General features: G+C 41.8%; 13 protein-coding genes and 1 pseudogene. 8 read left to right on the top strand and 6 right to left on the bottom strand.

Going from position 1 to position 14,786, the window contains the following annotated elements; all coding sequences use genetic code 11:
* Window positions 1-62: 62 nt before the first annotated feature.
* The gene (locus ACFFRD_RS22690; protein WP_392477575.1) at window positions 63-2,174 is read right to left on the bottom strand and encodes a M3 family metallopeptidase; all 2,112 of its coding nucleotides are present in this window, start codon (window positions 2,172-2,174) and stop codon (window positions 63-65) included.
* 670 nt (window positions 2,175-2,844) lie between these two features.
* Between ACFFRD_RS22690 and ACFFRD_RS22685 the strand changes: the two genes are divergently transcribed.
* Window positions 2,845-3,801: a hypothetical protein gene (locus ACFFRD_RS22685; protein ID WP_256874378.1), complete on the top strand. Its 957-nt coding sequence runs from the start codon at window positions 2,845-2,847 to the stop codon at window positions 3,799-3,801.
* Window positions 3,802-4,337: 536 nt separating this feature from the next.
* Window positions 4,338-4,754: pseudogene (locus ACFFRD_RS22680) on the top strand (hypothetical protein); the annotation flags it as partial.
* Between the two features lie 26 nt (window positions 4,755-4,780).
* Here ACFFRD_RS22680 and ACFFRD_RS22675 read toward each other — a convergent pair.
* From ACFFRD_RS22675 to ACFFRD_RS22660, 4 genes are all read right to left on the bottom strand, one after another.
* On the bottom strand, window positions 4,781-5,425 hold the full coding sequence (locus ACFFRD_RS22675; RefSeq protein WP_392477573.1) for a DsbA family protein: 645 nt from the start codon (window positions 5,423-5,425) through the stop codon (window positions 4,781-4,783).
* 28 nt (window positions 5,426-5,453) lie between these two features.
* Complete coding sequence (locus tag ACFFRD_RS22670; RefSeq protein WP_392477571.1) at window positions 5,454-5,792, bottom strand: Uma2 family endonuclease; 339 nt, start codon at window positions 5,790-5,792, stop codon at window positions 5,454-5,456.
* Window positions 5,793-5,812: 20 nt separating this feature from the next.
* Window positions 5,813-7,558, bottom strand: coding sequence for an IS1634 family transposase (locus ACFFRD_RS22665; protein WP_392476359.1), 1,746 nt, complete (start codon window positions 7,556-7,558; stop codon window positions 5,813-5,815).
* Window positions 7,559-7,629: 71 nt separating this feature from the next.
* On the bottom strand, window positions 7,630-7,995 hold the full coding sequence (locus ACFFRD_RS22660) for a Uma2 family endonuclease (RefSeq protein ID WP_392477570.1): 366 nt from the start codon (window positions 7,993-7,995) through the stop codon (window positions 7,630-7,632).
* Between the two features lie 215 nt (window positions 7,996-8,210).
* On the opposite strand from ACFFRD_RS22660, the gene ffh reads away from it, so the two are divergent.
* From ffh to ACFFRD_RS22635, 5 genes are all read left to right on the top strand, one after another.
* A complete protein-coding gene (ffh, locus tag ACFFRD_RS22655; protein ID WP_114082505.1) occupies window positions 8,211-9,677 on the top strand; it encodes a signal recognition particle protein in 1,467 nt (488 codons plus the stop codon).
* Window positions 9,678-9,898: 221 nt separating this feature from the next.
* Entirely contained in the window at window positions 9,899-10,159 is a 261-nt protein-coding gene (gene rpsP, locus ACFFRD_RS22650; RefSeq protein WP_012409382.1) for a 30S ribosomal protein S16, read from the top strand.
* Entirely contained in the window at window positions 10,122-10,556 is a 435-nt protein-coding gene (locus tag ACFFRD_RS22645; protein WP_114082506.1) for a KH domain-containing protein, read from the top strand. Before rpsP ends, ACFFRD_RS22645 begins: the two co-directional genes overlap by 38 nt.
* A 255-nt stretch (window positions 10,557-10,811) precedes the next feature.
* Window positions 10,812-11,765: a PhoH family protein gene (locus ACFFRD_RS22640; protein WP_392477567.1), complete on the top strand. Its 954-nt coding sequence runs from the start codon at window positions 10,812-10,814 to the stop codon at window positions 11,763-11,765.
* 157 nt (window positions 11,766-11,922) lie between these two features.
* Entirely contained in the window at window positions 11,923-12,327 is a 405-nt protein-coding gene (locus ACFFRD_RS22635; protein ID WP_392477565.1) for a ChuX/HutX family heme-like substrate-binding protein, read from the top strand.
* A gap of 43 nt (window positions 12,328-12,370) precedes the next feature.
* Here the strand turns inward: ACFFRD_RS22635 and ACFFRD_RS22630 are convergent, their stop codons facing one another.
* The gene (locus tag ACFFRD_RS22630; protein ID WP_392477563.1) at window positions 12,371-13,522 is read right to left on the bottom strand and encodes a toll/interleukin-1 receptor domain-containing protein; all 1,152 of its coding nucleotides are present in this window, start codon (window positions 13,520-13,522) and stop codon (window positions 12,371-12,373) included.
* A gap of 430 nt (window positions 13,523-13,952) precedes the next feature.
* Here ACFFRD_RS22630 and ACFFRD_RS22625 point away from each other — a divergent pair, with 430 nt between their 5' ends.
* Window positions 13,953-14,753, top strand: a complete 801-nt coding sequence (locus ACFFRD_RS22625) for a DUF6816 family protein (protein WP_392477560.1) — start codon at window positions 13,953-13,955, stop codon at window positions 14,751-14,753.
* The last annotated feature ends 33 nt before the right edge of the window (window positions 14,754-14,786 follow it).

Below are 14,786 nucleotides of genomic sequence, written 5' to 3'. Positions count from 1 at the left end.
AGATAACAAAGATTTGACGTGAGTAGGGAGGTTGCATTGCAACGTCCCTACAGTGGTATTGTTTAGTTTACAGCAGCACTGACTAAACCATTGTGTCTGAGTAAAGCGATCGTACTTGGTTCACGACCCCGGAAAGTTTTAAACACCTCCATTGGATGCTGACCACCACCAAGTGCGAGTACCGTATCCCGATAACGCCGACCTGTAGCTTTTATAGCCTCTTCATCTTCTAGACCAGCTTCTTCAAAAGCGGCAAAAGCATCAGCACTCAGTACCTCTGCCCACTTATAACTGTAGTAACCCGCCGCATAACCACCCTCAAAAATATGTCCAAAAGCACATAAAATTGCATCTTCTGGAAGTGGCTGTAAAACAGTAGTAGTCTTGGCTATGCGATGACGTACATCTGATGGAGTTTCACTACTACCAGGGTGATAGCGGTAGTGTAGTTCTAAATCAAGGCTGCTTAGGTGAATCTGCCGCAACATAGCAGTACCACTCATATAATTACGCGCCGCTAGCAGCTTTTGATAATAATGCTCCGGTAGGGCTTCACCAGTTTCATAATGCTTCGCCATACCAAACAAAGTGGGTCGCTCATAGCACCAGTTTTCCATAAACTGACTAGGTAGTTCCACTGCATCCCACTCCACATTATTGATGCCTGCGGCTCCGGGATAATCAACCTTAGTAAGCAGATGGTGCAATCCATGACCAAACTCGTGGAACAAAGTTTCTACTTCATAGAAGGTCATCAAACTAGGTTTACCATCTACGGGAGGACTTTGATTACACACCAAATAAGCTACAGGTAAGCGGATGGTAGCGACACCATTTTCAGTGATTTTGGCCCGATTGATGCACACATCCATCCAAGCACCACCGCGTTTTTCGGCTGGACGGCTGTAAGGATCTAAGTAGAAGTAGGCTATGGGAGAACCAGTTTCGTCAGCAATTTGGAAATAACGCACATCCTCATGCCAGACTGGGGCTTGACCATCGGCAGAAGTGACAGTAACACCAAATAGCCGCTTGACTAGTCCAAATAAGCCGTCTAAAACTTGGGGAAGTGGAAAGTAGGGACGCAATTCTTCAGCAGTAAAGGCAAATTTTGCTTCTCGTTGGCGTTCTGCCCAAAAGCTGATATCCCAGTGTTTTAAATCCTCAGCTTCTACTGCTCCCTGTGCTGCGGCAAAAGCTTTGAGTTCTACCAAGTCTTTGACAGCAGCATCATAACTAGCGTGGCGTAGTTCTTCTAATAGGGCGTTGACTGCCTCAACATTAGGAGCCATTTTACTAGCCAGACTCAATTGGGCAAAACTTTTAAAGCCTAATATATCTGCGAGTTCTTGGCGCAACTTCAAAATGCGCTCAATTAAGGGGTTGTTATCCAAATCGCCAGCAGAAGCACGGGTGATATGAGCTTTGTAAAGCTTTTCACGCAAATCTCGCCGGGTGCTGTGCTGCATGAAAGGGCCATAGCTGGGGAAGTCTAAAGTAATCCGCCAAGGGCCATTTTCTGGTGTGGCGTTACTTTCGCCCGCTGCACGAGCAACTTGGGCTGCTAGACTCACTAAGCTTGGTGGTAAACCTTCAATTTCCGCTTGTGTTGTTAGGGTTAAGCTGAAGGCTTTCGTGGCATCAAGTACATGGTTAGAAAATTTGGTAGAAAGTTCTGCTAACTCCATCTGTATGGCGTTGAAACGCTCTCTGACCTCTCCTTGTAAGCCAACACCAGAAAGTTCTGCATCTCGAATGGCGGCTTCGACAATGCGCTGTTGGGCTAATTCTAAAGTTGCCCAATTATCACTGGTACGGAGTGCTTTAAAAGCATTGTAAATAGGTTGACTTTGACCGAGCTTGTTGATAAATTGTACGACTAGTGGCTGTACGATTTCATGAGCTTCGCGCAGTTCCGGGCTATTTTTAACACCCATTAAATGATTCACCACCCCCCAACTCCAGGTAAGCCGTTCTGTCAGCTTTTCTAAAGGTTCTACTAAACTACTCCAAGTAGGCTGTACACTAGCTTCTAAGGTGGCAAGTTGCTGCTCAAGTTCTGCCAACAGCTGATTGAAGGCTGGTACTACTCGTTCTGGTTTAATCTCTGCAAAGGGAGGTAAGCCAACGCCTTGGAGTAAGGGATTTTCGGAAATAATGGTACTTGCACTCATGGTTTTGTGTGAACTGCGAACGAATAAAAATCAACAATGATTTTTATTTATATATATCTTCTAATGTAGCGATCGCTGTACTAAATAGTCTTGCCATTCTGATAAAAAGGCAAAAAAAGCGAGAATGACTCGCAAATTTATCCTGATACAACTATTTTGTTTCCTTTGTGAATAATATCTGACAGCATGACACTTCCAGAAATATCAGCGAAAGTCTGTGAAACAGGAAAGATTAACCAGGGAATAAGCCCAATAGCAAGATATGCACGCAGGTGGAAAGGTTGAAGAAACTAGTTGTGTAGAGGCGTTGGAGTCGGCGTAGCCTCTTAGAGAGAAGCGGCTGGACATTAAACTATCCCTTGGTGTCGATCCTGATACTATTTAGCTAACTTAACTTGAGTTTATGCGATCGCCAAAAGACATCATGATGTAGTATGTCAAACAGGTAGCTCGTCCGCCAGCATCGGCGTTAATAACCTGAAAGCGCTGTTTCAGTTCAAGAATCCTACACTTTTTAAGCGTGGGAGTGTTAAATTAACTGAGCGCGATCGAGCATCTTTACCGAACCGAGAAGGGAGGCTTGACTTTTATGATTTTATTTGGCAACTCATCTTTTTACTCGTAAAATCGAAGACAAGATCAAGGTCAGTAGAAAAGAGTCCCTAAATTAATGAATACGTTAATCAGTCAGGGTGGAAGAGTTATCACCAAACCTCAGATGGTAGACCGAATAAACGATATCGGTTGGCAAGCTCACCAAGGGAGCGTTGCTGCGATTATTCAGTTATTAAATGAAAAGCTAGCCAAATCTGGTGTCAGAACTAGAGCCATTTTTTCTGATGGTGTTTTACAACTTCTGTGCGAGGCAGCTAGGATAGAGCAACTTGAGCAATCTCCCCTCGTAGAACAAATCCAGCAAATTCTTGAGTCTATTGCTCCGCGTCACATTCGCCGAGTCAATATCAATAGTCGGATTGTTCGAGAACAACAATTACTATGGTTAAAAGAAATAGATAGCGATCGCGACAACCAATTGCTCTGGTCACAGGAAATTGCCTTAATTCAGCCCAATATTGTAAAGCAACTAATTAAAGATTTTACAGAAGCTCAAGCTGACTTAGGAAAACCAAATTTTCCTAAAACTCAAGTCTCTCGTCCTTTAGTACTTATTAACAAAGAAAAACACAGTAATAAACCTAAAACCAAGGTATTAGCAGCAGCTGGTTTATGCTCACTCTTGTTACTTAGTTGGATTGTTTATGCCCAGCTAGGTGATAAACTGAAAAACTTAATGCAACCACAAACTTCCAAATCTTTAACTACAGAAAATACTAACCAGAAAAAAGCCCAAACACCATCTCGTGTTCCTAGCAATAGCTTTGATGAGCCATCTGATGACCCATTTTCAATATCTGTGCGAATTGCCAACCAAGCTTCTGCATCTGGTAAAACAGCCACCAGCTCAACTCAATGGCTAGAGATTGCTGCTAAGTGGCAACGAGCTTCAGATTTAATGGGTACTGTGCCACAAAACCACAGTCGTTATCAGGAAGCTAAAATTCGGACTCAACTATATAAGAAATATAGTGAGGCGGCGCAAAAAGAAGCAGATAAGAGTAAATCTTAGTACAGTTTTGTGTTAAATCGTAGCGTTTTTAAACGCAATAGGTAGCATAGCTAAGTGCATAAGCGTTTCTCTACGAGACGCTACGCGAAAGCCTTCGCGCAGGGTAAGGGCACAGAGTCTTGCAAAATTTAACTCGCTACGAATTAGTTAAATGCTGTACTTGGTTTTTAACATCTCAATAACAACTTCAAGAAATAGCCAATTCCTTTTACTAATGTGAGGATAACTAATTCTCATTTAGATTTCTAAAAAATTAAATATTCAATAATTTATAATGATTATTAAGAGGCTACTATTTGGTAGTTTTTTAGTACCGCTTTTTATAGTAAATTTTTTGAAGAAGACTTCAGAATTCAGGAGTCAGAATGAAGAGGCTCGCGGACTCGCCCTAAGCGAAGCTATGCCGAAGGCTTTACGCTGCGCTATCAGTGAGGGATTCAGACCCGCCACTGAATTGTTGCACCACTAAATCAAAGATTTAGTGAGAGTCTTACCCTTCTCCTAAGAAACCATTCTGTTTTCTTAGGAGAAGGGTATTAGCTCAAGCACAGCAGCCAGTACCGGTTTCTGATGCTCAAGTTGCGGCGATGGTAGAAGCATTGCGACAGGCTGCACCGCAGACAAAAAATCCCAACGATGGATATTACAGCGAATGGCAAGTTAAACCAGAAACCCTCAAAGGCTGGTCAAGAACTTGTCTCAAACGAGAACTAACACTGACGCAGTTTGAAAACAATCCTGCGATCGCTCGCCAAGTTGTCTCTTGCATTACCCGCCGTGAGTTAAGCAATCAATTCCGCGCTACTAATAATGAAATTGCATCTGTGCGTGGCGCAGCTTGTTGGTGGATGACTTGTAGCTATACAGGTTGTAACAAAGGCTTCACTGCTGAGTATGTGCAAAAAGTTGTTCGTTTTTATCAACAACAGCATTCAAAACCAGCACCAAACTAAATCATCAAAGGGCGACTCTTGAGAAATTAAGATAATTGCTTTACCTTTTCGACAAGCCAATCAACGCGATCCTTTCCCCAAAATCTCTCACCGTTGACTACCCAAGTCGGGACTCCGGGACAGCCAAACTTTTCGTATTCTGCCAAAGCTGCCACTGCTGCTTCTTTGGCTGCTTCCCTGTGGATTAACTCAAGAATGCGATCGCCATCCAACCCGACATCATTTACAACTTTCCTAATCACAGACTCATCGTTAACATCAAGAAGATCGATGTACGTCGCTCGAAAAAAAGCTGCATCAAGCAGATGCTCCTTCCCAGTTCCACAAGCAGCGTAATACGCTCTTGCAGGAAGTTCTTCCCGACCAAATTTCATTTGCTCCCAGCGCTTGACCCACCGACCAAATTCTTCAAGTTCCTTGAGCCGAATTTCAATGCCGTACTTTTTCGCCCACCGCAAACAATCTTCTTTGTGATACGAAGATAAAAGGGCGCTTTCACTTCGTCCTTGTAAATCAGCCACCTTTATACCTCGTTCCTTTGGTATGTAGATTGGTCGTCGTTCAACATCAACAGGTAAACCCTGCAATGCTTTTTCCGCAAGAGCAATACCAATATATGAATTCGACGAGTGGTATATTGAGTATGAATATACTTTGATTCGCTGCGACATCTGTCTAAATTAATTTGCTATTTTAATATTAAATTTGGCTTCTAACCCATTGACGGAATTCTTTAACTAATTCCAAATAATCTTTTTCTCCCACCTGCTCTAAAAAATTAGAAATCTCTGTTAATGGCAGATTGGGAAATGCTAAACTTTGTTCAACAGATATATATTTCTGATTTTGTAAAACGTTAATACTAAAAGAATTGCCATCATATCGCCAGATTTCGGGCACACCCAAATCAGCATAGACTGCAAAGCGATTTTTATAACTGCTAGTAATATCAATTTCTACTACCAAGTCTGGCGGCGGGTCTTGTTGCAAATGCAAATTAATTCTTTTTTTGCCCTTGATTACTGGACGTTCGCTCATTTTGACCTTGTGAGTGAGAATTATGTCTTACAGGGCTTAAGTTCAAGCTCATAAATGGATTCAGGGATTTTCATCAATAAAAGAATCTGTTTTTGAAGCTGGTTAATAGGGGTAATGAAGACCGTAGAATCAGGGAGGAAGTAAAGAGTTAGGTGACAAAAAGCCTTAAGCATTTGTTCGGCAGAAGGACGAGGAGTTTTTCGTTTGGGATTGCCATCATAAAGACCTTGCAAAGAATCTTCAGCTTGTTGAAGTGCCTGCCTGACAACAAACTCCATAAGGGTAAAAACGCGCAAAGCAATGTTTAATAAAAACATCAAGCCAGTGATTCGGTTTTGATTCTGGAAGTAAATCGGTAAAGCAGGCAAAGAACCCCTTTTAAAGCGATGAAAACCGCGTTCAAGAAGCCATTCGTCTCGGTAATACATTACCGACTCAGATAAAGTTAGCTGTTCGGGAGGTGCATTAGTTACGTACAATCGCCAACCAGCCAAAATTTCTGCTTCAACAATTGCACTATCAATTTTCTCAATTTGGAGTTGAAGCCGTGTCGAAGTAACCTGTTGTTGTAGAGTATTTTTTGAGGGTCGTCCTCGTCTTTGATGGCGAGTTTCTGTTCGTGTTTGTTCTGTAATCGTAGTTGAGAAAAAATCAGTAACGCGATGGCGTTTGAGGATATTCTCAACCTTATAAGTAAGCACATCTAGCTCGGTTCCTGGTTTATTGGCTAATTTCTCCAAGGCAAGTTGAGCTTGATTGATGCGTTTGTTTTGACTATCAATCGCTCCTAGAGCAAGCTTGTGGGAATAAACTACCAAATAGCGTTCGTGCCAACGAACCCATTTATTTGTTTCTGGATTTAACCAAAACTTACCCAACTCAACCTCAAAACCTTTACCAACAGCAGTTTCTTGTTCTTCTTGTTGGGGTAAACGAATATCGATGATTTCTGTTGATGATTGTTTTACCCATTGTTTGAGCAATTGGGGGTTTTGTCCGCTCATTGGCAAGGGAACACAGTAAAATCCTCCATTTAATGCGATGTTGGCACGGGTTGAGATCGAACCAGCCTTACAGTCAGCGATGAAGACAAAATGTTTGTGCCCAATTACTTTTTGTATCTTTTGCCAGGTGGGAAAATATAAAGGGTCATCGGCTCCATTGCCTTCAAGAGTGGCGCTGACTAAGGGCATTCCCATCGGGTCGAGCGTTGCTAGTAACTGACGATATTGCAATAAGTCTGGGCGTTTATCTTTGGAGTAGCCATGACGCAATAGATTGTCTTCTAGATGACTTGTGTTTTCATGATTTACACTGAAGCTTGTTGTGTCTGTGCGTGCAATTTTTGTCGGTAATTCGTATGCTCTAATTATCTGCCTTCCTAATTTAATTTCTATTTCTTGTCTAGCAAGTGATTGCTTGCCTAATTCTTCTACTACCCTTCCCAATCGGTCATCACTGACATCTTTGTTTCCTATCGACCACCCCGTTGTCAATTCCAAAATCTTTCGATGTGTTTCTACCCATTCTTCGACTGCACATAACCGATGGTCTGATTGAGTGATTATATACGTTAGTAATAATACACTCAACTGCCCGTAGCTCATTCCTTGGTGGTTTCCGTGCGGCTTCTTCAGTTTTTGGTCGATATGTTTGGCTATCTCTATCTGAGCAAGCCATTTAACTATTAATGGAATATCGTCTATCCGCTCGGAGCTTATTTTTACTTCTGTCTCACTCATCGATGCACCACCACCTGACATCATCCTCTACTCAAACTACCCCCAAATCCACTCTCATCAGGAGTTGCTTCAAAAATCCTCTTAATCATTACCCCTCAAGGAATTAATTCCTTTGACTGCCTTAAAATCAGCGAACGCACAGTGATTAACTGGATATTTCTAATGTAAAAGCATTCATCTGGTTCTGCACCACTCAGTTCTGGACGCTTGAAAGTAGTAGAACCAAGGGGTTGGATATTGACTTCTAATTCTTCCGCTAGAGTTTCAATAAATCGACCCAAGACTTTTTTATAACTCTCATGTTCTGGTGAAGGAACCATGATTTCTAAAGTACCTCGATTGTAAGTAAGCCGGAGGCGGCGACTAGCACTAAGTTCAGTCAGCAAGTTTTCGTATGTTTGCCAACTAATACCCGATAAGTGGATGATTTCTGTGGGTTGAAGCAGTGTGTTGCTAGTCATAGCGATATGTGATGTAGGTTCTCGCTGTACAATAGCCCTTCTTCGCCTCATTGTACTTTAAGCTCAATCTTCTATAAAGGTAGGTATCTGGTTGCTACAGTCGCGGTGAAAACTACTAAGCTGGTAAATAGCACGTTTAAAATTTAGCGGAAATTCGGAATCGCATTTATCGGCGGTTCAAGATTCCTCATTGGCGAACTACCTGTAATTACATTATGTTTGATGCTCTATCTGACCGTTTAGAAGCCGCCTGGAAAAAACTGCGGGGACAGGACAAAATTTCTCAATCCAACATTCAAGATGCATTGCGCGAAGTGCGCCGCGCCTTGTTGGAGGCAGATGTCAATCTCCAGGTAGTCAAAGATTTTATTAGCGAAGTCGAAGCCAAAGCACAGGGAGCCGAGGTAGTTACCGGCGTGCGACCTGACCAACAGTTCATCAAAATTGTTCACGATGAACTGGTGGAGGTGATGGGAGAAGAAAATGTTCCCATCGCAGAAGCTAAGGAAAAGCCTACTATTGTGTTGATGGCTGGTTTGCAAGGTACTGGTAAAACCACAGCGACGGCTAAGTTAGCCTTACATCTGAGAAAATTAGATCGTAGCTGTTTGTTGGTAGCGACAGACGTATATCGCCCAGCAGCGATCGACCAGTTGCTGACGTTGGGTAAGCAAATTGATGTACCAGTATTTGAACTAGGAAGCGACGCAGATCCCGTAGAAATTGCTCGACAGGGCGTAGAACGCGCTAGGGCAGAGGGTGTAAACACAGTAATTATTGATACTGCTGGTCGCCTGCAAATTGACGAAGATATGATGGCGGAATTAGCCCGCATCAAAGCAACTGTCCAACCCCATGAAACTCTGTTGGTGGTGGACGCGATGACTGGTCAAGAGGCAGCAAATCTTACTCGCACCTTCCATGAGCAGATCGGAATTACTGGGGCGATTCTCACCAAAATGGATGGTGATAGCCGTGGTGGTGCAGCGCTGTCAGTGCGAAAGATTTCGGGAGCGCCGATTAAGTTTGTGGGTGTGGGTGAGAAAGTCGAGGCACTGCAACCCTTTTATCCCGATCGCATGGCATCCCGAATTTTGGGAATGGGCGATGTGCTAACTCTAGTAGAAAAAGCCCAGGAAGAGTTCGATTTAGCCGATGCTGAGAAAATGCAGGAGAAAATCCTGTCAGCAAAGTTTGACTTTACTGACTTTCTCAAGCAGTTGCGGATGCTGAAGAACATGGGATCTCTGGGAGGCTTCATCAAGATGATCCCAGGGATGAACAAGCTCTCAGACGATCAGCTAAAGCAGGGAGAAACCCAGCTAAAGCGCTGTGAGGCGATGATTAACTCCATGACTCGCCAAGAACGCCACGACCCCGATTTATTAGCCAGTTCTCCCAGTCGGCGGCGGCGGATTGCTTCTGGCTCCGGCTATAGAGAGTCAGATGTGACCAAACTGGTGGGTGATTTCCAAAAAATGCGATCGCTCATGCAGCAAATGGGTCAAGGTGGCTTCCCTGGAATGCCGGGAATGTTCGGCGGTGGCGGCGGCATGGGCAACGCCTTCGCAGGTGCAGGTAATCGTCCCGCAGCCCCCGGATGGCGGGGTTATGGTGGTGATGCAGGCACGAAAAAGAAAAAAACCAAAGAGAAAAAGAAAAAAGGGTTCGGCAATCTTTAATTATTGGGCATTGGGCATTGGGCATTGGGCATGGGGCATTGGTAATTTACAAATGACCAATGACTAATGACTAATAGCAGCAAATGCTAGGCAGTGCTAAAATTAGCATTTCGACCTCAGAATTTATCAGCAGAAGAAACTAACCCTCCATTTCTCGGCAACAGCCAGATTGAGGTTACTTCTTCGGCCACTATATCTAAACAGGAGAATGATTCTTCAACATGATCAAACTGCGCTTGAAGCGATTCGGTAAAAAACGGGAAGCAAGTTACCGCATTGTCGCCATTAACAACCTCGCTCGCCGTGATGGCCGTCCCCTAGAAGAATTGGGATTTTATAACCCCAGAACTGATGAAGTGCGATTAGACGTTCCCGGTATCGTCAAGCGACTACAACAAGGCGCTCAACCCACTGACACCGTACGTCGCATTCTAGTAAAAGCTAATGTTTTTGAACAGGTCAGTGCAACAGCCGCATCATAATTTCGGAACAAAATTGCCAACAGCCAGTCCCAACTATGTTGATCTGGTTCGGTTTTTGGTGCAGCCATTTTTGGAATCTCCAGAGACTTTAAGTGTCGATTGTGAAATTTCTCAGGCCCTCAACCGGGTTTGGGTTCGCATCGCCTTTGAAAGCACAGATAAAGGGAAAGTGTTTGGTCGAGGGGGACGCAATATTCAGGCGATTCGTACAGTAATTGCCGCAGCCGCAGCCGCAGCTGGGCAATCAGCATACCTGGATATCTACGGCAGTACCACTCCGGGCCGCGAAGGTATGTCTTTTGATGAAGACACAGAAGAGCGATCGCCACCGCCAACTAGAAGAGAACCGCGTGGAAATGATGGGCCTAAACCCATTGTTAAACCTCGCCTCCGCTAGGTTAAAACTAGAGAGCAAATCTGAGCGGTTGTAGTTACCTCCGCTCAGAATTTTTGTAAAGATAGAAAGTAGCAAAAAGATTTTTGGATATTTTTTTGAACTATTTAGAACTAGGGACGTACAGATTTACGCCTCTACGGCCGATTCATTTGTTGCAAATATTTTTCTAAAATGTAAGTAAAAAGCGTAATTTCGTTTTTAGCGAAAAAATATTAACCTTTGTCAAAAATAGATCCTTACGAATTAAAAAATACTATGGCAGGTGCTTTAACAATTCAGCTGCCGAATGTTTCCAGTGCGATCGCTCTTGGGGGAGATGGAGAAGAAAATCTCAAAATCCTATCTCGCCAAACAGGAGCCAATTTAGTGCTGCGCGGACAGGAATTAGTGATTTCTGGTACTCAAGAGCAAATTGATCTGGCTTCTCGATTGGTGCGATCGCTTGAAGACCTTTGGATTAAAGGCAATACCATCACTAGTGCCGATATTTTAACAGCCCGTCAAGCCATAGATAGCGATCGGCAAGGGGAACTGCAAGATTTACAGCGAGATGTCCTTGCCAAAAGTCGCCGGGGCGAAGAAGTCCGTGCTAAAACCTTCCGCCAGCGTCAATATATCGACGCACTTCGTAGGCGCGATCTCACCTTTGGGATTGGGCCTGCTGGTACTGGCAAAACTTATCTCGCCGTTGTTGTTGCCGTGCAAGCACTCCTGTCCAATCAAGTTGAAAAGCTAATTTTAACTCGCCCTGCCGTCGAAGCTGGTGAAAAACTCGGTTTTTTGCCTGGAGACTTACAGCAGAAAGTTAATCCCTATCTTCGCCCACTTTACGATGCTATTTACGAATTCATCGACCCAGAAAAAGTACCTAGTTTAATGGAACGCGGTGTAATTGAAGTCGCACCACTTGCCTATATGCGAGGACGCACCCTCAATAACGCCTTTATCATTGTTGATGAAGCTCAAAATACTACACCCGCTCAGATGAAAATGGTTTTGACTCGTTTGGGCTTCCGTTCGCGGATGGTGATTACAGGCGACATGACACAAACAGATTTACCACTTCATCAACAATCGGGTTTAGGAGTGGCTTTACAAATTTTAAAACACGTTGAAGGGATTGCCTTTTGTGAATTTTCCCAAAAAGATGTCGTGCGCCATCCTTTAGTTCAGCGCATTGTTGCTGCTTATGAACAATACGAAAAATAGGGATTGGGAATTGGGAATTAGGCATTAGTTAGGACTCATCGTTTAACCAACGACAAATAACAAATACTTCGGCTTCTCCTAACGGAGACGCTGCGCGTTAAGCGAAGCTATGCCGTAGGCTTTACGCTCAGTACAAATGACAAAGGACAAATGACAAATGACCACAACATTGAAAGAATTTTTAGAAGCTTGTGAAACTCTTGGAACCTTGCGTTTAATTGTCACTAGCAGTGCGGCTGTATTAGAAGCAAGAGGCAAGATTGAAAAGCTATTTTATGCAGAATTACCAAAAGGTAAGTATGCGAATATGCACACTGAAGGCTTTGAATTTCACTTGAATATGGATAGAATTATTCAAGTGAAATTTGAAACTGGTGAAGCAAAGAGAGGCAATTTTACAACCTACGCTATTCGGTTTTTAGATGATAAACATGAGCCTGCTTTAAGCCTATTTTTGCAATGGGGTAAACCGGGAGAATATGAACCAGGCCAGGTGGAAGCTTGGCAAGGTTTACGAGAGAAGTATGGGGAAATTTGGGAACCTTTACCAACAGAAATTTAATATAGATAATTGGTAATTGATAAAACTTCTTATTCATTACCAATTATTTTGATAATAAAATATCACGAAACTGAACATTTCTACTTAAGTTTGTCTTAATTTCTAAAATTTTTATTTCATTCAGTTGTGATGGAATTCCTACAAAACTGATACTAGATTGAATCTTAGAATTTTGTATAAGTTCTGTACGAGCAAAACCGTGATAACGACTTGATTTTGATATACCAATCTCAACTGATTCAGCTGTGTATTCATTACCAGCTAAATCAAATAATCTACTTATTTTGTTAAGATGAATAGCATATAATGTAAGTGTTTTCTCATTGCCAGTATTTTCTATTAGCAAGTTACATTTTACGTTTTGATTTGAGTGTTTGCAGCTTTGAAGTTTAAAATTAACCTGTTCTATGTCAAAGTTTTGTTCAGAAGATGCTTTGTTTTTAATTGTAGGTATGGGAGTTATGTCTGGTAAAGGATTTACAATTGGAGGTTGAGGTGTAGATATTGGTTGTATAGACGTTGTATCTGGTAAAGGATCTACAATTGTAGGTTCAAGTGGGGATGTAGTTTGTATAGGAACTGGTGAATTGCTTACATCCTTTGATCGTAAAGTAACTTCAGAAGATTGACCAGTTTTTTCAATAGAGGATTTATCAGGACATTGTTGTAGCTTTAATTTACATCTAATTTCTGGTGTTACAATAGCAACCAATACACCCATGCCTGTTAAAATCAGACCGATAATAGCGATAAGTTGATTATTATTGAATCCTATTTTCTTACTTGGATATTTCAAAAATTGCTGTTGGATAAGTTTCCAAAGTTGGACAATTTGCTCACTTTCCCTATTTCCATCCCAATTTATTAGATTAGCTGACTGAATATCTAAAAATTCTCCAGGAATCCTGATATTTTCAATTAAAACGGGAATTAGTACTTTGTTATTTCTTTTTGCGTCCACAGCTAACTCTATGAATAAAGAAGATTTAACAAAATTATTTGATAATAAAACTATAACAAATTTAGCCTTGTCTAGCGCTGTTCTTGTTTCACTGATGGTTTTGCTTCCTATTGATATATCTTTAGGTTGCCAAATATCAATACTGTAGTAGTTTAAAGCATCTGTGAGCAGATTTGCTATTGCTTTGTCAGCTTCTGATGAGAGCAAACAAACTTCAGGATTACGTGCATTCATTCATTAATTTCCCTATTTTTATATACTTACGAAAATTTAATAATAATTAGTTGGATCTTAGGCTGTAAGTCACAGAGTAATTACATTCATACAGTGCTTATGCAATTAGATAAATTGGTATTTTATGAAATTGTTACACTGGTAATTATAGATTTTTTAAATATTTTATAAATTGTATCAGAACTCAGACATAAGATCGCCAAAAAACCTAAATTACCGAATCGCCTTCGCAGAGAAGACACCAAGAACTCCAAGAATTCGTACAATGTGCGTAAATATTGTATAAGAAAGTACTAAAGATTATCCATTGTTGTGTAATGAATTCCTTGGATAGTGATCGCTCAACTGGATTGGCTTTAACTTCAAGTCAACAAAATCCAACATAATTGTCGTATGGAATAATTTCTATTCAATAAAAAATAAATTTCTGATGCTTGTAATGAAGAGAATTTGGAGTTTTTGCTTGCTGGTTTTTGTCCTACTATGGAGTAGCGAAGCTCTTGCAGGAGAGTTATCTGAACGGTTAGCAAATTTTCCTCAGTGGGAAAAACTAACTTCAGTGCAATCGGCTTCGGGTGATTTGGTTTACCCTGAATGGATGGCTGGTGATTGGCAAGTTACCAGTACTTTAGTAGATTTAGCTGCACCTTTAGCACCAGATATCGTAACTCCAGGGTTTGAAGGTAATCGCCGACAATTAAATCAGCCTGTGAGTTTTGTAGTAAGATTTGTGAAAGAACAACCAGATGTTTCTAGGTTAAAAATATTTCCTCAGATAGATTACAAATCCCCAAGTTTGGTGGCAGATAGAGCGTTTAATAGTTTGAATTTGGCACGAGCTTATTTAGGGGATGAAGCAGTGTTATCAGTCAAAGTAGATCCAGATTCACCTAATCGTCAGATTACATTCCTGCGTAGCAGTCGCCAACTAGTTTCCATTGTGACTGCACGAGCTACAGAAACTCTTCCTGATGGCAAGTTCATCACCACAGAAGTGTTTCAACAATTATTCAAAGGTGGCTCACGCCCCTATTTAAACTCTGTAGAATCTACCACTGCTTATCATAAACTTCCAACAGCTAATCCGGCAATTGAGGCAGATCAAGTTACTGCTGTCTATCTTTCACCCCAAGATCCAGATTACTTTAAAGCTAATTCTCAACCAGTTGCTCTCTATCGCTATCGCCTAGAATTTATCCCAGCACAAATGCTTACTACTCCAAAGGAGTGATTTAAATCTATAGCCCTTGACTACTTTGTAATA

The organism is Nostoc sp. C110 (assembly GCF_043099725.1).
Taxonomy (GTDB): domain Bacteria; phylum Cyanobacteriota; class Cyanobacteriia; order Cyanobacteriales; family Nostocaceae; genus Nostoc; species Nostoc muscorum_A.
Note: the sequence above shows the minus strand (reverse complement) of the source record. Positions and strands in the feature narration are given on the sequence as shown.